We start from the raw sequence: 23784 nt of genomic DNA on the forward strand, positions 1-23784 counted from the left end.
AGGTGACAAAATGAATGAATTAAACTTATCAACAAGACTTGAAGAAGTAGTAAAGTCGATTCCTTTGGGAGCAAAGATAGCAGACATTGGCTCAGATCATGCGTATTTGCCATGTTTTGCTTATTTAAATGGATATATTAGCGGCGCTGTAGCAGGTGAAATTACAGAAGGTCCCCTGCAATCGGCTATTCAGCAGGTGAAAAAAACAAGCTTAACGGATGTTATTGATGTTCGAAAAGGAAACGGCCTAGAAGTAATATCACCGAATGAAGTAGACTGTATTACAATCTGCGGAATGGGCGGAACGCTTATTACGATGATTTTAGAAGAAGGAAAGGCAAAATTAGAAGGAGTAAAAAGACTGGTGCTTCAGCCGAATATTGGTTCACATCATATTCGCAGCTGGCTGATTCAACACAACTGGGAAATCATTGATGAAAAAATCATCGAAGAAGACGGTCGTATGTATGAAGTCATCGTCGCTGAACCTGGAAACCCTTTAGCTCCGTATAACGGGGAAGTGGAAGCCGGTGTGTTAATGGGCCCTATTTTAAAAGAAAAGCGCTCTTCTGCTTTTATGACAAAGTGGACGCATGAACTAAATCATCTTAAACAAATTGTCAGTCAAATGGAACAGGCTCAGTCAGAGGAAAGCAAAGCAAAACTTCAAAAACTTACCCAAGACATCTCATTAATTGAGGAGGCGTTAAAATGAGTAAAATCCCTAACGGATTTCAAGTAATTGAGGCATTTGAATCATTTTCTCCCAAGCATTTAGCGGTTGAAGGAGATAAAATTGGTTTACAGATTGGAACGTTAAACAAGCCTGTAAAAAAAGTAATGGTAACGTTAGATGTTCTTGAAACGGTCGTAGACGAAGCAATTGAAAAACAAGTGGATTTAATTATTGCTCACCATCCTCCTATTTTTAGACCACTAAAACAAGTGGTTACAGATCGTCCTGAAGGGCGTATTTTAGAGAAATGCATTAAGCATGATATTGCCGTATATGCTGCTCATACAAACTTAGATATAGCTAAAGGCGGAGTAAATGACTTGTTAGCCGAAGCGTTGGGGCTACAAGAGACAAAAGTGCTGGTTCCAACAACGTCGATTCAATTGAAAAAGCTAGCTGTATTTGTTCCTTTAAATGACGCTGAAGCAGTGCGCACAGCTATTTGTGATGCGGGAGCTGGACATGTTGGCCTTTACAGCGACTGTACGTTTTCAACAGAAGGCGAAGGCACATTTAAACCTTCTTCAGAAGCCAATCCATACATTGGCTCAAAAGGAGAGCTAGAACGTGTCAATGAAACAAAAGTTGAAACTATTTTTGAAGCGGGTCAACAAAATAAAATTATTCGTGCCATGCTCAGTGCTCATCCTTACGAAGAAGTAGCCTATGACATTTATCCAGTGGAACAAACGGGCGAAACGCTTGGACTTGGACGAGTTGGTAAGTTAAAAGAAGAGATGACGTTAAAACAGTTTGCCGATCACGTTAAACAAGCATTGGATGTAGATGGTGTCAGAGTAGTAGGGTCTATGGATGCCACTGTGAAAAAAGTAGCTGTTCTTGGCGGAGACGGAAACAAATATATTACAAACGCAAAATTTAGCGGAGCAGATGCCTATGTAACAGGTGATTTGTATTTCCACGTTGCGCATGATGCAATGGCAATGGGATTAAACGTTGTAGATCCTGGTCATCATGTTGAAAAAGTCATGAGACAAGGTGTAACACGCGTATTAAACAGTCTTTTTGAAGCGAAAAACTTTGAGTGTGAAGTATTTGATTCAAAAGTAGACACAAACCCATTTACGTTTAGGTAACAAAGAAGGTGTTGACGAATGTCAACACCTTCTTTTGCGTCTATTAAGACGATTTTTTTGTTCGAACTTTTGGTAAAATTTTCGAAAGAGGCACACTTTTTTCACGTGTCCATGTTGTTTCATCTTCCGGATCGAACTGATCTAGAAAATTGATGACCTCTTTTGTGATTGGAGTAGGGGTAGATGCGCCTGCCGTAACAGCTACGGTTTTCGCGTTCATCAACCATTCGATCTGAAGCTCTGAGATGTCACCGATGCGATATGCCTCAGTGCCGGCAATCTCCATTGATACTTGAGCTAAACGGTTTGAATTGTTACTTTTAGGATCTCCTACTACGATTGTAACATCTGCTTCACCTGCTTGCTCAGCTACAGCTTCTTGGCGAACTTGTGTAGCTAAACAAATTTCCTTGTGAACTTCAGCGTGCGGATATTTTTCTTTTACTTTTTCCATTACATCTGCAACGTCCCACTGACTCATTGTTGTCTGATTGGTTACAATGACTTTTTCACGTTGAATATTTAAATGGGCTACGTCTTCTGCTTTCTCAATTAAATGAACGATATCTGGTGCGATGCCAAGTGCACCTTCTGGCTCAGGATGATTTCTTTTTCCGATATAAATAACGTCATAACCTTCTTTTTCTTTTTGGCGAATAAGGTCGTGGGTTTTTGTAACATCCGGACATGTAGCATCGATTGTTGTTAAACCTTTTTCTTTTGCTCGTTCTTTTACTTCTGGAGATACTCCGTGCGCCGTAAAAATAACGGTTCCTTCATTTATTTGGTCTAAGATTTCTAAGCGATTAGCACCGTCCAGTGTGATAATGCCGTCCTCTTCAAACGCATCTGTAACGTGTTTATTATGAACAATCATTCCTAAGATATAGATTGGTCGAGGCAATGATTTATCTAAAGCGGCGTTTCGTGCAATGACCATTGCGTCTACTACACCATAACAATAGCCGCGCGGTGCGATTTTAATAACTTTCATTTCAATTTCCTCCTCATCATAATCCTGACGAGCAATTCAACTCGCTTCTATTATATAAAAGAGGAAGGAAGAATACAAAGATATTCTTTTTTTACTTACTGTCTTTGCTTACGGAACTAGCAGATTTATCAAATATAAAGTTTTGGTTTAGACACTCGATCTCTAGAGGAAAGTTCAATTTCTTCTTCGAAGAAATCCAGCTCATCATCAGATGAATCCGTGCTTTCTGCGCCTGTTGACAAAACCTTACTGTCTTTGCTTTCATCAGTTTCAGCAACCTCTGTTCCTTCTGCTTCGAGTACTTCATCTGTATCGTCACTTGAGCGCAGGGCCTGATAGATTTTCCATAGAGAAGGAGCATTTTTGACAAGAGGTCCGTATTGTTGAATCATAGGTCCCATCGTTTCCGCAGCTTTTAATACTCGTTGAACATTTCCCATCATGGAGCTTAAGTTAGCAGGGTTCGTTAAACCTTGCAAACCTCCAAGCAGGGAAGAAGAGTTGGTCGCTCCTGCAGCACCTTGGGCTCCTGAAAGGCCTGAAAACAAAGAACCTCGAGGAGCAGCAGCTGCTGCTTGTTGAAAGGGGATGTTTCTATTCCCGCCTCTTCGGAATAGGCGAGTTAAGAAGTTACCTCCTCCACGGTTCAGGCCTTGCTGATTCGGGTAAAATGATTGTTGAGCATTTGTTTGCTGGGCAAAGTTACGAAACTGCTGTAATGGATTAAATTGGCCAAAGTTACCAGGTTGTTGCCCAAAACCGTTTTGCGGTGGCATTCCTGGCATCATTCTTCTTTGCATACCGGGTGGAAATGGTGGTCTTCGCTGTAGCAAAGGACGCACCTCCTTTAGTAAAGTAGATTTTCTTTTACTATCGTATGCAACTCGCGATAAAATGTTTTTGAAACAGGTAATAAGTTTTAGTAATATGAATGAGAAGTAGTCACAGAAGGAAAAATCGATTATAATCATATATTGTGCCTTAAAAGATGAACGTGAATGTAAAAAAGGAGACTATTATGGAAAAAACAAACTTTGAACGTTTTGAGTTTCAACCATTTTTAATAGAAGCAATTAAACAATTAGGTTTTTATCAGCCTACAGAGATTCAAGAGCGCTTAATTCCTTCCGTTTTAAAAGGGGAAAGTGTAATTGGTCAGTCACAAACAGGGACGGGCAAAACACACGCTTATTTATTGCCTTTACTTGAAAAGGTAGATCATAAAAAAGAAGAAGTACAAGTTGTAATTACCGCTCCAACTCGTGAGCTTGCTTCTCAAATTTATCAAGAAGTCTTAAAGCTAACAAAACACAGTGCTGAAGGAGAAGAAATTTCAGCAAAATGTTTTATCGGCGGTACAGATAAGCAGCGTACAATCGACAAATTAAAGAAACAGCCTCAAGTGGTTGTAGGAACACCGGCTCGTTTGTTTGATTTAGTAAATGAAAAAGCGTTAGTTGTGTATACAACTAAGGCGTTAGTAGTAGACGAAGCTGATTTAATGCTTGATATGGGATTTTTAGAAGATGTGGACCGTTTGGCAAGCAACATGCCTGAAAAATTACAGATGCTTGTTTTTTCAGCAACGATTCCTGAAAAATTAAAGCCATTCTTAAAAAAATACATGGAAAATCCAAAATTTACGCATGTTTCGCCGAAGCAAGCAGCAGCGGCTAAATTAGAGCATGTATTAGTTCCACTACGTCATCGTAACAAGTTTAAGCTGCTGCACGATATGCTTATTTCGTATAATCCTTATTTAGCTATCGTCTTTACAAATACAAAGAAAATGGCGGACGAAGTAGCAGATGACCTACTGTCTAAAGGCTTAAAAGTAGGAAGAATTCACGGAGACTTATCTCCTCGTGACCGTAAGAAAATGATGAAGCAAATTAATAATTTAGAATTTCAATACGTAGTAGCGACAGATTTAGCAGCTCGCGGTATTGATATTGAAGGGATTTCACACGTTATTAACTTTGAGCTTCCTTCAGAATCTAGATTTCTACATTCACCGCGTAGGCCGTACAGCTCGTGCTGGTCATTCTGGAATTGCTGCTACAATCTTCGATGTGGAAGATGAAGATGCAGTAAATAAGCTAGAGAAAATGGGAATCGAGTTTGTAAACAAAGATCTTCAAAAGCAAGAGTGGGTTTCTATTGATGACCGTAACCGCCGTAAAAAGCGTGTGAAGAAAGCGGATGAAGTGGGAGAAGAGGCACATCGCTTTATTCAAAAGCCTAAGAAAGTAAAGCCTGGCTATAAGAAAAAACGTGCTCGTGAAATTACAAAGTACGTGCAAAAGAAAAAGCGTAGTGAAAGACGAAACAATCGTTAATCGCAATAGGTTAGAGGTGTAAAAAAGAATGTTGAAAATTGGTTCTCACGTATCGATGAGCGGCAAAAAGATGCTTTTAGGAGCAAGTGAAGAGGCAGCTTCTTATGGAGCAAATACGTTTATGATCTATACAGGCGCTCCACAAAATACTCGTCGCAAAAAGATTGAAGAGCTTAATATTGAAGCTGGTCTTTTGCATATGAAAGAGCATGGAATGAAAGATATTGTTGTACATGCTCCTTATATCATTAATTTAGGGAATACAACAAAGCCCGAAACATTTGAGCTTGGAGTAGATTTCTTAACGTCTGAAATTCAGCGCACCCATGCTCTTGGCGCAAAGCAAATTGTTCTTCATCCAGGGGCTCATGTGGGGGCAGGAGCAGATGCTGGTATTCAGCAAATTATCAACGGTCTAAACGAAGTGTTGACAGCTGATCAAGAAGTTCAAATTGCGCTTGAGACAATGGCTGGAAAAGGAACAGAGTGTGGAAGAAGCTTTGAAGAAATCGCCCAAATTATTGATGGTGTGACGCACAATGAAAAGCTCTCTGTTTGTTTTGACACATGTCACGTACATGATGCTGGTTACGATATCGTTCAAGACTTTGACGGTGTATTAAATGAATTTGACAAAACCGTAGGAATACAGCGAATTAAAGTGCTTCACATCAATGATAGTAAAAATGTATGCGGTGCTCGAAAAGACCGTCATGAAAACATTGGGTTTGGTGAAATCGGATTTGGTGCACTGAATTATATTGTTCATCACCCAGCGTTTAAAGAAGTTCCTAAAATTCTAGAAACTCCTTATGTAGGAGAAGATAAGAAAAATAAAAAAGCGCCATATCAATTGGAAATTGATATGATTCGTGCACAAAGCTTTGATTCAGAGTTAAAACAAAAGCTTATGTAATTTCATATGTGATTGAAAGAGGTCATGTCTACAGACATGACCTCTTCTTTTACATTAACTGCTGAAATAATTCGTTCACGCGTCTGGCAGTTTCACGATCTGTTACTTGAGCAATTTGTTTGATTAAATTTCGGCGCTCTTCAAGGTTATAAATATTTACGGGCTGCTGTCTAATGACAGATACAAGGGTGTGTGCCTGCTGATCTGTAATGGGGATGTTGTATTGTTTGCTATACTTTAAAAGCTCTTTCGGGGTAATATTGTTTACTTTCTTATTGACAATCTGCTGTACAATTTTCATATGATTACCTCCTCGTCATATACAGTTTATGAATAAAAAAGAAAGATGTGACTATATTGTGTAATAAAACAACATTTTGAGTCGGATGAACCTACGGGGTAAGAAAGCGAAAGAGTGAAACGGCTTAGTTTACAAATAAAAGACAATCCTGTATACTACATTAATGACTAAATCGTAATGATTCTGAGAAAGTAAATGGGTAACGGAGTATACGATAGAAACCGTGCCCTCTTTTGTATGGAGAAATATAAAAAAAGAATGGTGAGGCGCATATGAATACACCTGATATCATTGAAATTGATCATTTATCATTTCAATATGATGGAGTGAATGTATTAGAAGATATAAGTTTTTCAATTCCAAAAGGAGCTTTTTTGGGGCTCGTTGGTCCAAATGGTTCTGGGAAATCAACGCTAATTAAATGTTTGCTTGGTTTGCAAAAACCATCTCAAGGTTCAATTCGTTTATTTGGAAAAGATCAGAGAAGGTTTAAAGAACGAAGTAAAATTGGATATGTATCGCAAAAAGCGAATAGTTTCAACAGCGGCTTTCCTGCTACCGTTTTTGAAGTGGTTTCCACGGGCCTTACTTCAAAACTAGGTTTGTTTCGCTTTATGAATGCTTCTCATAAACAAAAAGTAAAAGAAGCGGTAGAAGCAGTGGGGATGAGCGAATTTTTAAATCGAAACATAGGAGAGCTATCCGGTGGTCAGCAGCAGCGAATTTTTATTGCACGCGCGCTTGTAAGTGAGCCCGAGCTGTTGATTTTAGATGAGCCTACGGTCGGAGTGGATGCACAAAATGTGTACACTTTTTATGAGCTTCTTGAAAAGTTAAATAAAGAAAAAGGAATTACGCTTGTGCTTGTTACTCACGATATTGGAACTGTCTCGGAAAAAGTAACCCACGTTGCTTGTTTAAATAAATTTTTACACTTTCATGGGAATGCCAAAGAATTCGAACAGCTTTGTGAACATGACGTATCTATGTTTTATGGTCATAATGTTCATGTGTTAACCCATGATCATCATCATGGAGGGCAGCACGTATGATAAGCAGTTTATTTCAATTTGAGTTTTTGCGAAATGCATTTTTAACAGGTATGATTATTGGCGTCTTAGCTCCTTTATTGGGCACGTTCATCGTAGTAAGACGTCTTTCTTTAATTGCAGACGCGTTAAGTCACGTGACGCTAGCCGGAATTTCTGCGAGCTTGCTTCTTAGTCAGAAAATAGGGTTTATGCAAGGAGTGAACCCCGTCTATTTAGGAATGGTGTCTTCCGTTACAGGGGCTCTTTTTATCGAGAAGCTTCGAGGGGTCTACAAGCACTATCAAGAGCTGGCCATTCCGATTATTTTATCGGGCGGAATTGGTATTAGTGCAATTTGTATCTCGCTGGCAGACGGTTTTAATAATGATTTAATGAATTATTTGTTTGGAAGCGTGAGTGCAGTTAGTCGTTCGGATATTTGGACAGTTGTTGTCATAGCCGTATTTGTAATAGCTATTGTCTTTTTCTTATATAAAGAATTATTTATTTTATCTTTTGACGAGGAGCATGCTTCTGCTTCTGGAATTAAATCGAAGTGGATGCACTTTTTATTTATCGTGATGGTTGCTCTTGTCATTGCTGTATCGATGCGTATCGTCGGTATTCTATTGGTGTCATCGCTTATGACTCTTCCTGTAGCAGCAAGCATTCGCTTAGCTAGAGGCTTTAAACAAACGATTCTGCTTTCGGTGATTTTTGGTGAAATATCTGTTTTAGGCGGATTATTTTCAGCGTACTACTTGGATTTAGCACCAGGCGGTACAATTGTTGTCATTGCTGTTGTTATTTTAATCATATCTATTATGATTAATAAAGGACGGAAGGGGAAACAAAAATGAATTTAACTGAAGCCATTCATTTATTAAAAGATCAAGGATATAAACATACAGGAAAACGTGAAGAAATGCTTGCCTTGTTTTCAAAATCAAATAAGTACTTAACGGCAAAAGATGTATTAGAATATATGAAGCCTGATTATCCTGGTCTAAGTTTTGATACAATCTACCGTAATTTATCATTATTTGTGGAGTTAGGCGTACTTGAAATGACGGAGCTTTCGAGCGAAAAGCACTTTCGATTTAAATGTGCAACTGCTCATCATCATCACCACTTCATTTGTTTAGATTGTGGAAAAACAAAAGAAATTGAAGCTTGTCCGATGGAGTATGTAGACGAGGATTTGCGAGGGTATAATATTACAGGCCATAAATTCGAAATTTACGGTCAATGTATAGAATGTAATCAATAAAAAAGAGAGGGTGCTATGCACCTCTCTTTTTTATTTTTGCTGTTCTTTTAACCAGTCGGCTACCCACTGATCTGCTTCTAGCCAGTTATATAGGCGAACCACTCCTTTTGGAACAGGTAAGCGATTATAAGGAGTATCAAATAAGATAACGGGAATATTGCATTCTTCACTGATTTCACAAGCATTATCATGTTTGTCTTCAAAAAAGATATCAACATCGTATCGTTTTGCTGTCTCAACTTTAAAATGAGAGCCGACTAACTCAATGTGATGAAACGATAGCTCATTTTTTTGAAACCATTCTTCCGTGACGTCCAATAGCTGATCGTGCCTTGCACTAATAAAGAATAATTCGTGCTTTTGATGCCACTTTTGCAAAACCGCTTTTGCATCGTCTGCAAGTGGAGAGGTTTCGTAAATAGAGCGTTCATTTGCTTTAAACCATTTCCCGAGTTCTGCAGGTGATACATTTACAAAAGGGCTGAAATCATATTCTGTAATATCTTCAAGTGTTAAATTTAAGTTAAAGGCTTTATTTAAATGAGGAACAAAAGTTTCAGGAGAGGTAACAGTTCCATCAATGTCAATTCCAAACTTTTTTGTCAACTACGTGCACTCCTTTAATACGTTTATTCTGCTTAGGTGCTTGATTATTCTTGTCTAGTGTAACATAAAGCCTAAAGAGAAACAGTAATACTTTTTATACTCCTTAAGAAAAAAGATAAGGATGATTATACGGTGTGGGAATCGTGCAGGTATCTATTTTTGCAAGAAAATGAGCAGCTGTATAAGATTAACACTTATAATTTTTTCTCGCATTCAGATACTATAAATGCTCCTTATTTACGAAAGCGAGGGATTAAGCATGGAGAATGAAGAACAAAGGCGTAGAAAAGATGTATATGAAGCTGATTTCATGGAAGAAACTGCAGCTGAAGTGGGCGTTCCTTACCGAGTAGGAGAGCCACATGCAGAGCGTGAAGTTATAGATATTGACCGCAATCGCAATCATGAAGTCGCTGGACAAGGAGAAGGAACGGGATACGGTCGTTTCGCACTCGTGCTTTCGATTCTTTCACTATTCTTTTTACCAATTATTCTTGGTGCCGCTGGGATTATTCTAGGGTTTATCGCACGCAGAAAAGGAGCACTTACGCTAGGAGCATGGGCAATAGGGATCGGAGTTGTATCGATTATTGTCGGTACGTTTATATTACCGTTCTTTTCATAAAAAAAGCGAGGCGCATATGCGCCTCGCTTTTTTTGGTTATGATTTAGCTGCAGCTTTTTCAGCTTCTTGCTTTGCGTGATATTCAGCAGCAATTTTATCAATTTCTTTTTTTAGTTCCTCAACCATTGTTTCTTCCGGAACTTTGCGTACGATTTCACCTTTGCGGAATAGAAGACCTTCACCGCGTGCTCCTGCAATCCCGATATCAGCTTCACGAGCTTCGCCAGGACCGTTTACAGCGCAGCCAAGTACCGCTACTTTAATCGGTGCTTTTACAGTTGAAATATACTCTTCAACTTCATTAGCAATGCTAATTAAATCAATTTCAATACGTCCGCAAGTTGGGCAAGAAATAAGCGTTGCAGCATTGGAAGCTAAACCGAATGATTTTAGCAACTCGCGTGCAACTTTTACTTCTTCTACAGGATCCGCACTTAAAGAAATACGTAATGTATTTCCGATTCCTTTAGACAAAATAGCGCCAAGACCTGCTGCACTTTTTACAGTTCCCGCAAATAATGTACCCGATTCTGTAATTCCTAAGTGAAGAGGGTAGTCAAAAGCTTGAGCAGCTTTTTCATATGCTTCAATTGCCAAGTTAACATCGGATGCTTTCATTGAAACGATGATGTCATGGAAATCAAGGTCTTCTAAAATTTTAATGTGATGAAGTGCACTTTCTACCATGCCATCTGCTGTCGGATAGCCGTATTTATCTAAAATACGTTTTTCCAGTGAACCGGCGTTAACTCCAATACGAATTGGAATATTTTTAGCTTTTGCAGCATTTACAACAGCTTCCACTTTTTCACGGCGTCCAATATTACCTGGGTTGATACGGATTTTATCCGCTCCGCCTTCAATTGCTTTTAACGCTAAGCGATAGTCAAAATGAATATCTACAACTAATGGAATGTTAATGCGTTTTTTAATTTCAGGGATTGCATCTGCTGCGCGCTCATCTGGACAAGCAACACGAACAACTTGGCATCCTGCTTCTTCTAAACGTTTAATTTCTGCAACCGTTGCTTCAACATCATGTGTTTTAGTGGTTGTCATACTTTGAATAACTAATTCGTTACTGCCCCCAATTGTTAAATCTCCAACTTTAACGGGGCGTGTTTTTGTACGATGTATAATTTCACTCACGTGATAATCTCTCCTTCAAAATGAAATCAAGAATTTGAATTCATTAATAGAATAACTCTTTATGAACAAAATAACTAGTAGAAAGTACTACCTTAGCTATTTTAACAATGACTATCCCATCTTGACAAGAAGAATGCTGTCATTACTTGTAAATAGGGAACTTATACGTTTTTCCAATTTGAATATCTTCAGGCGCTGTACCGTTATTTAACTTCTTAAAGTCTTTAATCATTTGGTTCATAGAAACCGGTATCGATTTTTTTGTAAGCTCTTCAATGACGGACAAAACTGTATCGCCTGGCTTAATTTTTATTTTTGTATAGGTGGAAGAAGAGCTGGCGGCTTTTGTTTCTGCAGGCTGCGCTTTGCTGACTTGAACTGCTTCAGTCGCAGTAGGAATGGTCCCGTATTTAATGTCGTAGTGACAAATATATCCGATAAAAGCGAAAGCGGCTAATGCACATAGCTTTTTCATTATGCTCCTCCTTCATTCTTTTGCTTATGTGTAAAGCCTATGCTTGTCTTACTTAAATATGATTGGAGAACGAAAATTGAAAGAAAAATTAATGATTGTTTCATTAGGCTTATTGCCTTTAATCATGGTGCTGGGAAATTCCATGCTCATTCCTCTGCTGCCAAGCATTCAAAAGTCACTTCACTTAAGTGGAGTCCAAACCAGTTTGATACTGAGTGTATTTTCGATTCCGGCTGCATTGTGTATTCCTGCGGTAGGAATTTTATCAGATCGATATGGACGTAAAAAATTAATTATGTATTCCCTCATCGTGATGATAATCGGTAGCCTTGTCGCTGCTAGTAGCGCTTTGGTCTCTTCTGGAAGCTTTGCTGTGTTGATGGCTGGAAGAGTGATTCAAGGGATTGGCGCTGCTGGTACTACAACGTTGGCAATGGCATTAACTGGAGATGTATTTACAGGGGAAAAAAGAGCAAAAGTCCTTGGGATTTTAGAAGTATATAATGGAGCTGGAAAAGTGGTTGCACCTATAATTGGAGCAACGGCGGCACTCGTTGTATGGTATGCCGCATTTTTTGTGTATCCTTTAGCTGCAGGTGCTGCTTTAGTAGGTATAGCCATGTATGTGAGAGAAGCGAAAACAGGTTCAGATTCAGTATCTGTTGGAGAGTATTTAAAGAGAGCCATTGGGATCGTCTATGATAAAAGAAAATCGCTTTTTCCTTTATTCTTTGTCGGGGGACTGGGGTTGTTTTTATTATTTGGCATTTTATATTACTTATCTTTTTTAATAGAGGAAACGTATCATATAGACGGTTTTTTCAAAGGAACCGCTTTTTTATTTCCTCTTGGCGCGATGACGCTCGTTTCTTATTGGACCGGTCAGCGAATCAAAACAGATGTAGTGCTCATGAAAAAATTGATGATAGTAGGAATGATTCTTTTATTCGTAATGTTTGGAGTATTAACGGTGATTTATACGCTTCCTGTGCTGATGTTTTGTTTGACAGTCGCCTTTGGCGGCTTAGGATTTGTTCTTCCTTGTATTAATATGATGATTACTTCAGCGGCTTCAGACGAAGAAAGAGGATTTATTGTATCCATTTATGGAACGGTGAGATTTTTAGGAGTAGCGTTGGGACCCGTTGTTTTTGAAGTGTGGATGCATACTGAAAGGCTGATGTTTATTTATAGCTTTAGTTTGCTCGCAGCAGGAGGTTTGTGGGTTTTGTATCAGTTGAAAATTTTTTCTTCTGCAATGGGGAGAAGAAAAGTTGTACAGAAATAAAGAGGCTGGGACAAAAGTATGTTAGTTGAAGAAGCTCCCAACAAATTTGATTCTTGATCAAGAATTAAATTCGTTCGGAGCTTTTCATTGGCAGGGTAAACATAGATTTTATGTATGTAGGTGCTTCTAGCGGTTGATTGGATTCATTTCGTTATGTTTCAATCGCTTTATTAGGTTTTACCTTTTTTCTCATAGGAACCCTTGTGACGAGCAATAAGTAAATGAAGAACGTTCCTATCCAGTAAAGAGAGCTATGTGTTGCTAGAGAAAAAGAAAAAGCTTCAAAAAGCGTATAAAGCAGCGTGAAGGCTACCGTACTATAAGCGCTCAGTGCCCATAGCTGTTTGAAAGGAAGCTGCTTCTTAGTGATGAGTCCAATCAGTTTTCCAAGATAAGCAAGGCAGGTAATAGAAAGGAAGTTTAGTCCAGATGTTAATACGTACAGTAAAAGCATAGCGATAGGGACAAGTATGTATAAAGAAAATTTTTGTTCGTGCAGCAAGTTTGACAGTTCATTTTTATCTTTATGATGCCAGTTTAGCAACTCATATGAATACGTTTGTGTTTGTGAATTAGTCGTGATGTAAATTCCATCCTTTAAAAAACCAATTCCATGAGCAGGGGAATGAAACCGTTCAATAGACTGTGAGGGGTCTAAGATAAAAGCGGTACCGTTTACTTTTTTTGTGAAAGGTTGGCTTGACGTAAGCTGTGAATTTGAAATAGAAAAAGAAGAAACAGATTTCGGGAGCTCTGTTGTAGCAATGTGATAGCCGTTTACAATTGTCAACGTCATAAAGAAAAATGTAGGCAGCAAAGAAATAAGTGTTAAAAACAATATGAAGCCAATGGTTTTGTTTGTATGCTCAAAGCGAAGAGACCTCATTTTTTGAAAAGAAGTAAGACTCCATCCCATCTTTTTTAACATGATTATTGTAAACCCTCCTTTTATTAAAAAATTCTAACTATAATTTATTCTATAGCGGAAATTCAAGGTTTACAATAGATTCTAGAAATCGTTTCCAATTACAATGTAAATATACTGTTAAGTTATTGTAAACATTAGCGTAAAAACGTTTACAGTGCTTTTAAGATTCGTTAATAATAGTGGGGACTTCTCTATGTCGTTAGAAAAAAATCAAGGAGTTGAGGTGTTTGGAACTAGATGTTCAAAAAATGATTTTTGAATTTATCGGTGGACTCGGAATCTTTTTATTCGGGATTAAGTTCATGGGAGATGGGTTGCAAAAATCAGCAGGAGATAGATTGCGCGATATTTTAGACAGATTCACAACTAATCCGTTTATGGGAGTTCTAGCAGGTATTCTGGTTACCGTTCTTATTCAGAGCAGCTCAGGAACCACTGTTATTACGGTAGGCTTAGTAAGTGCCGGTTTTATGACTTTGCGCCAAGCTATAGGGGTTATTATGGGCGCAAATATCGGTACGACAGTTACAGCTTTTATAATCGGAATTGACATTTCGAGCTACGCTCTTCCTATTCTCGCAGTGGGAGCGATTTTACTCTTTTTCTTTAAAAGTAAACCTGTTCAAAATTTTGGTCAAATCGCTTTTGGGTTTGGAATGTTATTCTTTGGTCTAGAGCTTATGGGAAGCGGGATGAAGCCGCTTCGCTCACTTCAACAGTTTCATGATTTAACTGTAAGCATGAGTGATAATCCGATTTTAGGAGTTGTAATTGGCACTTTATTTACGGTGATTGTGCAAAGCTCTAGCGCTACTATCGGAATTCTACAAGAACTTTTTGGACAGGGCGCTATTGATATACATGCCGCGCTGCCTGTATTGTTTGGAGACAACATTGGTACGACTATTACCGCTATTTTAGCTTCAATCGGGGCAAGTGTGGCAGCAAGAAGGGCTGCTTTAACGCACGTAATGTTCAACTTAATTGGTACAACTATCTTTTTAATTATCTTGCCGTTATTTACTCGTCTTGTGGAGTACTTGAGAGAGACGATGGGCTTAAACCCAGAAATGACGATTGCATTTGCTCATGGTCTCTTTAACACAACCAATACAATTATTCAGTTCCCTCTTATCGGTCTGCTTGCGTTAATTGTTACAAAGCTGATTCCTGGTGAAGATGCTGTTATAGACTTTAAACCTAAACATCTTGATCCTATTTTTATTGAACAGTCTTCTTCAATTGCTCTTGGGCAGGCAAAAGCAGAGCTTATTCGTATGGGAGAATTCGCGACGATTGGGTTAGAAGAAGCCAATAGTTATTTGAAGACGCGCCATCCTAAACATTCTGATGCTACTATGCAAATTGAAAATGCCATTAACAATTTAGATAAAAAAATCACGAATTATTTAGTGTTGTTATCCCGCTCTTCCATGTCAGAAGCTGAAAGCGAAGAGCATTCTGTGCTTCTAGATACTGCGCGAGATATTGAGCGTATTGGCGATCATTTTGAAAATATCATTGAACTTGTTGATTATCAAATTACAAATAAGGTGAGAATGACAAAAGAAGCTAATACCGACTTAGCTGATATGTTCGAATTGACTATTGTAACAGTTAAAGAAGCTGTTTTTGCTTTAGAAAAAGTAGATAGAGAAAAAGCAGTCCAGGTCATTCAAAAAGAAGAGCAGATTGATGCAATGGAGCGTCTGCTTCGTAAGAAGCACATTTTACGTCTAAATGAAAATGTATGTACAGGTTCTGCTGCTATTGTTTTTGTCGATATCATTAGCAATTTAGAACGAATTGGAGATCATGCTGTTAATATTGCGGAAGCGGTACTCGGAGATCGCTATCTAAAGACATATTCAAAGGTAAAATAAAGAAAGGCCTTGCTCATGCAAGGCCTTTCTTTATAAGAGTGGTTATTGTATGATAAATAGTAATAATAAAAAGGATAGGTGCGGGCATGGCTATTTTATGTTGGGCATTAGTTATCATTAGCTTTGTTGTATCGTTTGTTGGGTTGGTTTATCCCATCATCCCAAGCGTGCTATTTGTAGCGCTAGGATTTGTTATATACGGTTTATTTTATGATTTTAGCTCCTATAGCTGGTTATTTTGGGTGATACAAGGATTGTTAGTTGTCGCACTTTTTTTAGCAGACTATATCGCTAATATTATTGGTGTGAAAAAATTCGGAGGCACTAAAGCAGGCGTTTGGGGAAGTACAGTTGGATTGCTTGTGGGTCCGTTTGTTATTCCGGGATTTGGAATTATTTTAGGGCCGTTTATCGGAGCGATTGTAGGAGAACTGATTGTTCATCGGACCACAATTAGCAACGCAGTAAAAATTGGAGTAGGTTCGGTTATTGGCTTTTTTAGTGGCGCTATCTCGAAAGGATTTATTCAACTGTTGATGATTGCCTATTTTTTATACGCTGTTTTAAAATAATATATTGACTTTAGGCCAGAAACATGTTAAATTTTTAATGTCGCTAGTAAATGTTATATTGTTCCACAGTAGCTCAGTGGTAGAGCTATCGGCTGTTAACCGATCGGTCGTAGGTTCGAGTCCTACCTGTGGAGCCATGGCGGTGTAGCTCAGCTGGCTAGAGCGTACGGTTCATACCCGTGAGGTCGGGGGTTCGATCCCCTCCGCCGCTATTTTCCAATTTACGTTTGTGACATACATAATTCATATTGTTCCACAGTAGCTCAGTGGTAGAGCTATCGGCTGTTAACCGATCGGTCGTAGGTTCGAGTCCTACCTGTGGAGCCACGTGGACCCTTAGCTCAGCTGGTTAGAGCAGACGGCTCATAACCGTCCGGTCGCAGGTTCGAGTCCTGCAGGGTCCACCATTTATAGGGTTGGAGGAATACCCAAGTCCGGCTGAAGGGATCGGTCTTGAAAACCGACAGGGGTGTTAAAGCCCGCGGGGGTTCGAATCCCTCTTCCTCCGCCATACTATTGTCTATTCAAAGCTTCTTTTGAGAAAAAGAAGCTTTTTTTATGTTTAAAAGAATAGCGAATGGGAATTAGGTAAATATAAATCATGGATTAGGTACTTTTTATTTGAAAGAGTAGGGTAAATTTGCTAATCTAAACGTATATGGTGCTTTTGCGCCAAAATGCTTACATATTTTGAAGGAGGAATTATTCATGGCTTACAAATTACCAGAACTACCTTATGCATACGATGCACTGGAACCACATATCGACAAAGAAACAATGAATATTCACCACACAAAACATCACAACACATATGTTACAAACCTAAACGCTGCTGTTGAAGGCAAAGCGGATTTAGAAAGCAAAAGTATTGAAGAGTTAATTTCAAACTTAGATGCTGTTCCTGAAGATATCCGTACAGCAGTACGCAATAACGGTGGCGGTCATGCGAACCACTCATTATTTTGGACAATCCTTTGCCCTAACGGCGGCGGTGCTCCAACTGGTGAATTAGCAGACGCTATCGCTAGCAAATTCGGCAGCTTTGATCAATTCAAAGAAGAATTTGCAAATGCAGCTAAAACTCGCTTCGGTTCTGGCTGGGCTTGGTTAGTTGTAAACAACGGCCAATTAGAAGTAACAAGCACACCAAACCAAGATAGCCCATTAATGGAAGGCAAAACGCCAATTCTTGGTCTAGACGTTTGGGAGCACGCTTACTACTTAAATTATCAAAACCGCCGTCCAGATTACATTTCAGCATTCTTTAATGTTGTAAAATGGGACGAAGTTGCTAAGCGTTACGACGCTGCAAAATAAGCTGAAGACGTATTTAAGAGCCAGTAAAGTAATTATTACCTTTACTGGCTTTTTTGTTTTCCAATTCTTTTACATATCTCCTTTTCTTTTTCACACACTAGGTGTAGAAGAGAAAAGGAGTTTTTTGATATGCCTTTATTAAAAAAAGTAGTTGGAGATATAGAAGTTAGTAAAGATTTACTTTTGCTTTTAATTATAGGCGGTCTTTATGCCTTGGCTATTTCAATTTCCAATTCGTTTGTTAACATTTATCTGTGGAAACAATCAGGCGAATTTTCGGATCTCGCTATTTATAATTTAGCGGTAGTGGTGCTTCAGCCGCTTACGTTTATTTTAGCAGGTAAATGGGCCAAACGAATTGACCGGGTTGTGGTTTTAAGGTTAGGCGTATCTTTTTTAGCTGTTTTTTATATCGCTGTATTGGTCAGTGGAGCTAACGCAGCCGAGTATTTAGTATTGCTTGGTGGACTGCTGGGTATAGGATATGGCTTTTATTGGCTAGCTTTTAATGTGCTAACTTTTGAAATTACAGAACCTGATACAAGAGACTTTTTTAACGGATTTTTAGGGATCTTAAACTCTTTTGCAGGGATGATTGGTCCTTTAGGAGCGGGCTTTGTTATTTCCGCTTTGTATGAATCACTTGGGTATAAAATTGTGTTTGGTGTATCTCTGCTATTGTTTGTCGGTGCCGTTGTGCTTAGTTTTTTTATTACAAGACGCGCAGCTGAAGGAGTATACAAATTTAAAGAAGTGTGGGCTGAACGAAAAGTCAACAAAGACTGGAATCGAATATTACAGGCTCATTTCTTTCAAGGATTGCGTGAAGGTACGTTCATTTTTGTCGTATCCGTCATGGTATTTATTACGACGGGAAGTGAATTAGCTTTAGGAACTTATGGACTGGTGAATTCAGCGGTGGCGTTTGTAGGATACTATGTAGCCTCAAGATTTATTAAGCAAAAAAATCGCCTTCGATTTATTTTCACCGGGGGCCTCCTTCTCTATGGAGCAGTCTTTTTGCTTATCTTTAACTTATCGTATCCAAAGTTAATTATATATGCTGTTTGTATTGCTATTGCCTATCCTATTTTGTTGGTTCCATTCATTTCTCTAACGTACGATGTGATTGGACGAGCAAAGGACGTTGTTTCAAAAAGAATCGAATACATTGTTGTCAGAGAAGTATTTCTGAATATTGGGCGGGTCGTTTCCATATCTTTATTTTTAATAGCCGTACTATTTTTTGATGAAGCAAAAAGTATTCCCATTTTATTAGCTATTGTTGGAGCAGGGCATACGATCATTTATTTTTGTGTAAGACATATCTCACAGCCTCTGCACAAAAAAGAAACGACTGTTACTCCTCCAGTATTAAATGAAGGAGACGGAGAGTCTCCAGCTTAGAGTATTATTAGCTCCTTCATTTGTACTATGGAAAATGCCTCGCTTTTCTTTTAGAATAAATACGTTGTGTAAATAGGCACCTGCCAGGTGTCTATTTATTTGCTAAATGTCTGATTTTATGGTGTTATGGTATATATGTTTTATAAAGTGTAGGTGTTGGTATGAAAAAGAAAAAAAGAAGAAAAAGTCACGTGCCTTTTCGTGTGAACTTACTTTTCTTGACCGTATTTGCCCTATTTTCCGTATTAATTTTGCGGTTGGGACTTGTTCAAATTGTGTACGGTGAGAATTACGAACGAGAAGTCGAAAAAACACAGGACGTTACAGTCAGTACGCCTGTTCCTCGAGGGAAAATGTACGATCGGTATAACCGCGTAATTGTAGATAATACCTCTTTAAATACGATTACATATACTCGTTTTCAAGGAAATACAGCTGAAGAAAGGCTGCGCATCGCTAAAAAGTTAGCCACTATGATCGATGTTCCTTACACCACAAATGTGATTGATATTCCAGAAAATAGAAAGAATAAAGATGCTAAAAACGTGGTAAAAATTACAGAACGCGACATGAAGGATTATTGGATTATGCTTCACCCTAAAGAAGCGGAGCAGAAAATTACGAAAGCTGATCGCAAAAAAGTTCAAGATGGTGAAATGACTGATGACGAACTGTATCAACGTCAGTTAGACCGCATTTCTAAAAAAGATTTAGAAAGTTTAAAGAGTGATTTAGAAGTTCTAGCTATTAAGCGCCAAATGGAGGCAGGTTATTCTAGCACCCCGCAAATTGTTAAAAGCGGTGTGACAAATGAAGAGTATGCCGTTGTAAGTGAGCATTTAGATGAACTTCCGGGTGTTGATACAACAACGTATTGGGATCGCTCATACCCAGAAAACAGCACTCTCCGTACTTTGCTTGGAAATGTATCCTCTGCCAACGAGGGTCTGCCCAAAGATAAAGTACAGTATTACTTATCAAGAGGCTATAGTCGAAATGACCAAGTTGGGACGAGCTATTTAGAGAAGCAATACGAAGCTCAGCTCAGCGGTCAAAAAGAAAAAGTCCAGTATGTAACAGATGATAAAGGAAATCTCCTTGATACAATTCAAGTGTCGAAAGGCGAACGCGGCAGTGATTTAGTTTTAACTATTGATATGGAGCTTCAAAAAGCGGTAGAAAAACAAATTACGGACCAGCTTTTAGCCAAAAAGAAAATGAAAGGAACGCAGTTTTTAGACCGTGCTTTTGTGATTATGATGGATCCTCACACAGGAGAAATCTTAACAATGGCAGGTAAAAAATACACCATTGATAAGAAGACTGGGGTACCTAAAATAGAAGATTTTGCACTAGGGAATATTTCAACATCTTATACAATGGGCTCTGTTGTAAAAGGGGCAACGGTTCTAGCTGGCTTAGATTCAGGAGCTATTAAGCCAAACACAGTGTTCGTTGATGAACCGTTAAAAATTAAAGGAACACCAATTAAGAAATCAGCTGAGGCTGAGGGGTTAGGACCCTTAACGTATTCATCCGCGTTAAAATATTCATCCAACGTATTTATGTTTAAAACGGTAATGGCGATGGCTGGATTACAGTACCACAAGAACATGACTTTACCGATTAAACCTGACACATTCAGCGAACTGCGTTCGTACTACAGTCAGTTCGGCTTAGGCGTATCAACAGGCATAAACCTCGATAACGAATCAACAGGTGTACAAGGCGGAAGCAATGTTCCAGGTACAGCGCTTGATTTAGGAATTGGCCAGTATGATACGTACACGCCGCTGCAGCTTGTTCAATATACTTCTGCAATAGCTAATGGAGGGTATCGCATCAAGCCGCAGCTAGTAAAAGAAATCCGAAAGCCAACAATAAAAATCGATGAAATTGGCGGTACGCAGCATTCATTTGAACCTGATGTGTTAAATCGTATCACGATGAAAGAAGAATACATTAAAGATGTTCAAAATGGCTTTAAACGGGTTACGCAGGAACAAGGCGGTACAGGGTACGCAGCTTTCCATACAGCGAACTATAATCCTGCTGGTAAATCTGGAACGGCACAAGCCTATGAGAAAAACCCAAGCGGAGGGGATCCAATTAAAGTTAATAATTCAAACTTTGTGGCCTTTGCTCCGGCAAATGATCCTGAAATTGCAGTAGCTGTCGTGGTACCATCGGCATTTGTGCCAAGTGCACCAAATACCATTACAAAAGAGCTTGCTCGTTCTGCGCTCGATACGTATTTTGATTTAAAGAAAAAAGGTGAACAAGAAGTAAAAGATCAAGAAGAGAATCAACAGGCTGTCATTGCAAACGACGCCAATTAAAGAGGCTGGGAAAAAGCATATTAGTTGAAGTAAGATCCGAACGACGTTGATTAAGAATCAACGCTGTTCGGATTTTTTTATTGAGAGGGTGAACGTAGATTTCATGTAAGTAGGTGCTTTAAGCGGTTGATTGGAGGGCAGGGCGAAGACTTCTGCCGGAAAAGCGGAAGAAGTGAGACCCCGCAGGAGCGGAAGCGACAACGAGGCTCACCGGCCGCCTGCTTGCACGGAAATCAACAGTGGTGTCAGAAGTGATTCGTACTGGCTTATTTATCTAATTTACTTGTCTTTATATCAAATTAATTTAGTTATGTCTCAACCTCTTCTTTTTTTTGTTAGAAATCTTTACATATATGGTTTTTTATTGAATTTAAGGGTCGTAAGAACTAGTTTTTTACCTAAAAAACACGCAGATAGGCCTTCGTTTACAAAAGCTTTACATTGAGTTAAAACACAATTAATAGTCGGCTATTATTCTGTAAGTGTAAGGATTAATAGAAATGATCAAAATAAGGGGAAGCGTTCGGCTTCTCGTATGTATTTACACTAATAGTAAACAATAGATATTAAATAGACATAGAGAGACTTTTATTGTGCTCAAAACGGTTAAAGACGATGAAGGAGGATTATCCAATGGCAATAACAATGGAATTGACTAACAAAGAAAAAGTAAATACTCCGCAAACAAAAGAAATTGTATATAAAACAAAAGGTTTGAATTTATGGTATGGCAACACACATGCCTTAAAAAATATTGATTTAGACATTCATGCTAACGAAGTTACCGCAATCATCGGTCCATCAGGCTGCGGAAAATCAACATATATTAAAACGTTAAATCGTATGGTAGAAATGACGCCAATTGTCCGTACATCAGGTGAAATTGAGTATAGAGGAAAAAATATTTTTGATAAATCGTACCATGTGGAAGAGCTGCGCACGCAAGTAGGAATGGTTTTCCAAAAGCCAAATCCGTTCCCAAAATCTATTTATGATAATATCGCGTACGGTCCAAGAATTCATGGCGTTCGCAACAAGAAAAAACTAGATGAAATTGTTGAAAAAAGTTTACGAGGAGCAGCTATTTGGGACGAAGTTAAAGATCGTTTGAATCAAAATGCGAATGGGTTGTCAGGTGGACAACAGCAGCGTATCTGTATTGCGCGCTGCTTGGCTATTGAACCCGACGTTATTTTAATGGATGAGCCTACTTCTGCACTCGATCCAATTTCGACATTAAAAGTAGAAGAGTTAGTACAAGAATTAAAGAAAGACTTCAGCATTATTATTGTTACACATAATATGCAGCAAGCGGCACGTATTTCAGATAAAACAGCATTTTTCTTAAATGGAGAAGTGGTAGAGTACGCAGAAACAGATAAAATCTTCTCAATGCCATCTGATAAACGCACAGAAGATTATATTACAGGTCGTTTCGGTTAAGACATACAAGGAGATGGGATGAGTGGTTGTACGCGAAAAGTTTCATGGTGATTTAAAGATATTACGTGAAAAATTATTAGAAATAGGGCGCTTAACGCATGAGGCGTTATCAAAATCAATTGAAGCGTTGCAAACAAGTAACGTTGAGCTGGCGCTAGAAATTATCGACGGTGATTCATACGTGGATGACTTAGAAGAAGAAATTAATGACCTAGCTATCCTACTGATTGCAAAGCAGCAGCCCGTGGCTATTGATTTAAGACGTATTATTGTGGCAATTAAAATTGCTTCGGATGTTGAGCGTATGGCAGATTTTGCCGTTAATGTAGCAAAATCAGCTATACGAATTGGAAACGAAGAATTAATTAAGCCGTTAGAACATGTAAAGAAAATGCACGATATTTCGATTGAAATGCTGAGCCTTTCGTTAAAAGCTTATCACGAAGAAGATCTTGTGTTGGCTAAAAAAGTAGCGGAAATGGACGATCAAGTGGATGAGCTTTACGGAATAACAATTAAAGAACTTTTAAGTCTTGCTAAAGAAAAGCAGGAGGCTATGAACCAAATTACACAGCTTTTATTTGTAGCCCGTTATTTAGAGCGTATGGCTGATCATACCACTAACGTAGCAGAAAGCGTATTTTACCTTGTAAAAGGCAAACGCTACGATTTAAATGAATAGTGGAAAAAGAGGCTGGGACAAAAGTGTTTTAGTTGAAGGAAGATCCGAACGATGAATCGTTCGGATTTTTTTCATTGTATCGAGAAACGTAGGTTTAATGTAGCTGCTTCTAGCTGTTAATGAGAGGGAAGGGCAAAGACTCCTGCAGGAAAAGCGGAAGCGACGAGGAGGCTCATCGCCGCCCTCGGAAAGCGACATTTTGCACGGAAATCAACAGCGGTGTAACAAACGATTCATACGGGCTCATGCATCCAATTTGCTGGGCTGGATTTTTTAACACAAATCGACAAATTGCGTTTATTGTGGCAACTTTTTCTGAATGGTAAGATGTTAATAAGTTTATACGGCATTTATATGTAGAAAAAACAATCTAAGAAACGAAGTGA

24 protein-coding genes, 5 tRNA genes and 1 pseudogene are annotated in these 23784 nt (G+C 38.7%); 23 read left to right on the plus strand and 7 right to left on the minus strand.

Going from position 1 to position 23784, the window contains the following annotated elements; all coding sequences use genetic code 11:
* Positions 1-10: 10 nt before the first annotated feature.
* Both ACXAE4_RS05230 and ACXAE4_RS05235 read left to right on the plus strand, forming a co-directional pair.
* Positions 11-715 carry a tRNA (adenine(22)-N(1))-methyltransferase gene (locus ACXAE4_RS05230; protein WP_028411640.1) on the plus strand — a complete coding sequence of 235 codons (705 nt, stop codon included), beginning with the start codon at positions 11-13 and terminating at the stop codon, positions 713-715.
* Entirely contained in the window at positions 712-1833 is a 1122-nt protein-coding gene (locus tag ACXAE4_RS05235) for a Nif3-like dinuclear metal center hexameric protein (protein WP_028411639.1), read from the plus strand. The genes ACXAE4_RS05230 and ACXAE4_RS05235 overlap by 4 nt, the downstream gene beginning before the upstream one ends.
* 43 nt (positions 1834-1876) lie before the next feature.
* On the opposite strand, the gene ACXAE4_RS05240 is transcribed toward ACXAE4_RS05235, so the two are convergent.
* Complete coding sequence (locus ACXAE4_RS05240) at positions 1877-2827, minus strand: 4-hydroxy-3-methylbut-2-enyl diphosphate reductase (protein WP_028411638.1); 951 nt, start codon at positions 2825-2827, stop codon at positions 1877-1879.
* Between the two features lie 128 nt (positions 2828-2955).
* Positions 2956-3660, minus strand: coding sequence for a YqfQ family protein (locus tag ACXAE4_RS05245; protein ID WP_028411637.1), 705 nt, complete (start codon positions 3658-3660; stop codon positions 2956-2958).
* Positions 3661-3845: 185 nt separating this feature from the next.
* On the opposite strand from ACXAE4_RS05245, the pseudogene ACXAE4_RS05250 reads away from it, so the two are divergent.
* Positions 3846-5166: pseudogene (locus tag ACXAE4_RS05250) on the plus strand (DEAD/DEAH box helicase).
* Positions 5167-5194: 28 nt separating this feature from the next.
* A complete protein-coding gene (locus ACXAE4_RS05255; RefSeq protein ID WP_028411635.1) occupies positions 5195-6082 on the plus strand; it encodes a deoxyribonuclease IV in 888 nt (295 codons plus the stop codon).
* 49 nt (positions 6083-6131) lie between these two features.
* Here ACXAE4_RS05255 and ACXAE4_RS05260 read toward each other — a convergent pair whose 3' ends face one another.
* Positions 6132-6383, minus strand: coding sequence for a DUF2624 domain-containing protein (locus ACXAE4_RS05260; RefSeq protein ID WP_013059210.1), 252 nt, complete (start codon positions 6381-6383; stop codon positions 6132-6134).
* A gap of 272 nt (positions 6384-6655) precedes the next feature.
* On the opposite strand from ACXAE4_RS05260, the gene ACXAE4_RS05265 reads away from it, so the two are divergent.
* From ACXAE4_RS05265 to ACXAE4_RS05275, 3 genes are read left to right on the plus strand one after another with little or no spacing between them, the layout of a single operon-like run.
* Positions 6656-7435, plus strand: coding sequence for a metal ABC transporter ATP-binding protein (locus ACXAE4_RS05265; RefSeq protein ID WP_028411634.1), 780 nt, complete (start codon positions 6656-6658; stop codon positions 7433-7435).
* Complete coding sequence (locus tag ACXAE4_RS05270) at positions 7432-8274, plus strand: metal ABC transporter permease (RefSeq protein WP_475235603.1); 843 nt, start codon at positions 7432-7434, stop codon at positions 8272-8274. Before ACXAE4_RS05265 ends, ACXAE4_RS05270 begins: the two co-directional genes overlap by 4 nt.
* Complete coding sequence (locus ACXAE4_RS05275) at positions 8271-8684, plus strand: Fur family transcriptional regulator (protein ID WP_013059207.1); 414 nt, start codon at positions 8271-8273, stop codon at positions 8682-8684. Before ACXAE4_RS05270 ends, ACXAE4_RS05275 begins: the two co-directional genes overlap by 4 nt.
* A gap of 30 nt (positions 8685-8714) precedes the next feature.
* On the opposite strand, the gene ACXAE4_RS05280 is transcribed toward ACXAE4_RS05275, so the two are convergent.
* A complete protein-coding gene (locus ACXAE4_RS05280) occupies positions 8715-9290 on the minus strand; it encodes a 5' nucleotidase, NT5C type (RefSeq protein ID WP_028411632.1) in 576 nt (191 codons plus the stop codon).
* A gap of 259 nt (positions 9291-9549) precedes the next feature.
* Between ACXAE4_RS05280 and ACXAE4_RS05285 the strand changes: the two genes are divergently transcribed.
* Entirely contained in the window at positions 9550-9915 is a 366-nt protein-coding gene (locus ACXAE4_RS05285) for a G protein-coupled receptor family protein (RefSeq protein WP_028411631.1), read from the plus strand.
* Between the two features lie 36 nt (positions 9916-9951).
* Here the strand turns inward: ACXAE4_RS05285 and ispG are convergent, their stop codons facing one another.
* Together ispG and ACXAE4_RS05295 are read right to left on the minus strand one after the other, a co-directional pair.
* The gene (ispG, locus tag ACXAE4_RS05290; protein ID WP_201763664.1) at positions 9952-11055 is read right to left on the minus strand and encodes a flavodoxin-dependent (E)-4-hydroxy-3-methylbut-2-enyl-diphosphate synthase; all 1104 of its coding nucleotides are present in this window, start codon (positions 11053-11055) and stop codon (positions 9952-9954) included.
* 151 nt (positions 11056-11206) lie between these two features.
* Positions 11207-11539 carry a hypothetical protein gene (locus tag ACXAE4_RS05295; protein ID WP_028411630.1) on the minus strand — a complete coding sequence of 111 codons (333 nt, stop codon included), beginning with the start codon at positions 11537-11539 and terminating at the stop codon, positions 11207-11209.
* A gap of 76 nt (positions 11540-11615) precedes the next feature.
* On the opposite strand from ACXAE4_RS05295, the gene ACXAE4_RS05300 reads away from it, so the two are divergent.
* Positions 11616-12827, plus strand: a complete 1212-nt coding sequence (locus tag ACXAE4_RS05300; protein WP_028411629.1) for an MFS transporter — start codon at positions 11616-11618, stop codon at positions 12825-12827.
* Positions 12828-12978: 151 nt separating this feature from the next.
* Here the strand turns inward: ACXAE4_RS05300 and ACXAE4_RS05305 are convergent, their stop codons facing one another.
* A complete protein-coding gene (locus ACXAE4_RS05305) occupies positions 12979-13755 on the minus strand; it encodes a DUF1189 domain-containing protein (protein ID WP_475235606.1) in 777 nt (258 codons plus the stop codon).
* Positions 13756-13982: 227 nt separating this feature from the next.
* Here ACXAE4_RS05305 and ACXAE4_RS05310 point away from each other — a divergent pair, with 227 nt between their 5' ends.
* From ACXAE4_RS05310 to ACXAE4_RS05375, 14 genes are all read left to right on the plus strand, one after another.
* On the plus strand, positions 13983-15638 hold the full coding sequence (locus tag ACXAE4_RS05310) for a Na/Pi cotransporter family protein (protein ID WP_028411627.1): 1656 nt from the start codon (positions 13983-13985) through the stop codon (positions 15636-15638).
* 86 nt (positions 15639-15724) lie between these two features.
* Positions 15725-16210, plus strand: coding sequence for a DUF456 domain-containing protein (locus tag ACXAE4_RS05315; RefSeq protein ID WP_028411626.1), 486 nt, complete (start codon positions 15725-15727; stop codon positions 16208-16210).
* 62 nt (positions 16211-16272) lie between these two features.
* Positions 16273-16347 (plus strand) — tRNA-Asn (locus ACXAE4_RS05320).
* A gap of 1 nt (position 16348) precedes the next feature.
* Positions 16349-16422, plus strand: a tRNA-Met gene (locus ACXAE4_RS05325).
* Positions 16423-16462: 40 nt separating this feature from the next.
* Positions 16463-16537 (plus strand) — tRNA-Asn (locus tag ACXAE4_RS05330).
* Between the two features lie 3 nt (positions 16538-16540).
* A tRNA-Ile gene (locus ACXAE4_RS05335) sits at positions 16541-16617 on the plus strand.
* A gap of 11 nt (positions 16618-16628) precedes the next feature.
* A tRNA-Ser gene (locus ACXAE4_RS05340) sits at positions 16629-16721 on the plus strand.
* Positions 16722-16918: 197 nt separating this feature from the next.
* Positions 16919-17527 (plus strand): superoxide dismutase SodA, encoded by a 609-nt coding sequence (sodA, locus tag ACXAE4_RS05345; RefSeq protein ID WP_014458213.1) that lies wholly within the window; start codon positions 16919-16921, stop codon positions 17525-17527.
* A 129-nt stretch (positions 17528-17656) separates the two neighbouring features.
* Complete coding sequence (locus ACXAE4_RS05350) at positions 17657-18934, plus strand: MFS transporter (protein WP_028411625.1); 1278 nt, start codon at positions 17657-17659, stop codon at positions 18932-18934.
* Positions 18935-19095: 161 nt separating this feature from the next.
* Entirely contained in the window at positions 19096-21273 is a 2178-nt protein-coding gene (locus tag ACXAE4_RS05355) for a peptidoglycan D,D-transpeptidase FtsI family protein (RefSeq protein ID WP_028411624.1), read from the plus strand.
* A gap of 126 nt (positions 21274-21399) precedes the next feature.
* Positions 21400-21528, plus strand: coding sequence for a hypothetical protein (locus ACXAE4_RS05360; protein WP_255256887.1), 129 nt, complete (start codon positions 21400-21402; stop codon positions 21526-21528).
* 390 nt (positions 21529-21918) lie between these two features.
* Positions 21919-22716: a phosphate ABC transporter ATP-binding protein PstB gene (gene pstB, locus ACXAE4_RS05365; RefSeq protein WP_370506071.1), complete on the plus strand. Its 798-nt coding sequence runs from the start codon at positions 21919-21921 to the stop codon at positions 22714-22716.
* A 22-nt stretch (positions 22717-22738) separates the two neighbouring features.
* Positions 22739-23398, plus strand: coding sequence for a phosphate signaling complex protein PhoU (phoU, locus tag ACXAE4_RS05370; protein ID WP_013059193.1), 660 nt, complete (start codon positions 22739-22741; stop codon positions 23396-23398).
* A 119-nt stretch (positions 23399-23517) separates the two neighbouring features.
* A complete protein-coding gene (locus ACXAE4_RS05375; RefSeq protein ID WP_141483538.1) occupies positions 23518-23724 on the plus strand; it encodes a hypothetical protein in 207 nt (68 codons plus the stop codon).
* Positions 23725-23784 lie beyond the last annotated feature (60 nt).

The organism is Priestia sp. ABM2_011, assembly GCF_056158845.1.

Excerpts from the sequence above, each read along its gene's own strand:
- ACXAE4_RS05350 (WP_028411625.1), top strand. The coding sequence starts at position 17,657 with ATGCCTTTATTAAAAAAAGTAGTTGGAGATATAGAAGTTAGTAAAGAT.
- ACXAE4_RS05240 (WP_028411638.1), bottom strand. The coding sequence starts at position 2,827 with ATGAAAGTTATTAAAATCGCACCGCGCGGCTATTGTTATGGTGTAGTA.
- ACXAE4_RS05295 (WP_028411630.1), bottom strand. The coding sequence starts at position 11,539 with ATGAAAAAGCTATGTGCATTAGCCGCTTTCGCTTTTATCGGATATATT.
- ACXAE4_RS05285 (WP_028411631.1), top strand. The coding sequence starts at position 9,550 with ATGGAGAATGAAGAACAAAGGCGTAGAAAAGATGTATATGAAGCTGAT.
- ACXAE4_RS05255 (WP_028411635.1), top strand. The coding sequence starts at position 5,195 with ATGTTGAAAATTGGTTCTCACGTATCGATGAGCGGCAAAAAGATGCTT.
- ACXAE4_RS05375 (WP_141483538.1), top strand. The coding sequence starts at position 23,518 with ATGAGAGGGAAGGGCAAAGACTCCTGCAGGAAAAGCGGAAGCGACGAG.
- ACXAE4_RS05265 (WP_028411634.1), top strand. The coding sequence starts at position 6,656 with ATGAATACACCTGATATCATTGAAATTGATCATTTATCATTTCAATAT.
- ACXAE4_RS05275 (WP_013059207.1), top strand. The coding sequence starts at position 8,271 with ATGAATTTAACTGAAGCCATTCATTTATTAAAAGATCAAGGATATAAA.
- ACXAE4_RS05260 (WP_013059210.1), bottom strand. The coding sequence starts at position 6,383 with ATGAAAATTGTACAGCAGATTGTCAATAAGAAAGTAAACAATATTACC.
- ACXAE4_RS05270 (WP_475235603.1), top strand. The coding sequence starts at position 7,432 with ATGATAAGCAGTTTATTTCAATTTGAGTTTTTGCGAAATGCATTTTTA.
- ACXAE4_RS05315 (WP_028411626.1), top strand. The coding sequence starts at position 15,725 with ATGGCTATTTTATGTTGGGCATTAGTTATCATTAGCTTTGTTGTATCG.
- pstB (WP_370506071.1), top strand. The coding sequence starts at position 21,919 with ATGGAATTGACTAACAAAGAAAAAGTAAATACTCCGCAAACAAAAGAA.
- ACXAE4_RS05235 (WP_028411639.1), top strand. The coding sequence starts at position 712 with ATGAGTAAAATCCCTAACGGATTTCAAGTAATTGAGGCATTTGAATCA.
- ACXAE4_RS05355 (WP_028411624.1), top strand. The coding sequence starts at position 19,096 with ATGAAAAAGAAAAAAAGAAGAAAAAGTCACGTGCCTTTTCGTGTGAAC.
- ACXAE4_RS05230 (WP_028411640.1), top strand. The coding sequence starts at position 11 with ATGAATGAATTAAACTTATCAACAAGACTTGAAGAAGTAGTAAAGTCG.
- ACXAE4_RS05305 (WP_475235606.1), bottom strand. The coding sequence starts at position 13,755 with ATGTTAAAAAAGATGGGATGGAGTCTTACTTCTTTTCAAAAAATGAGG.
- sodA (WP_014458213.1), top strand. The coding sequence starts at position 16,919 with ATGGCTTACAAATTACCAGAACTACCTTATGCATACGATGCACTGGAA.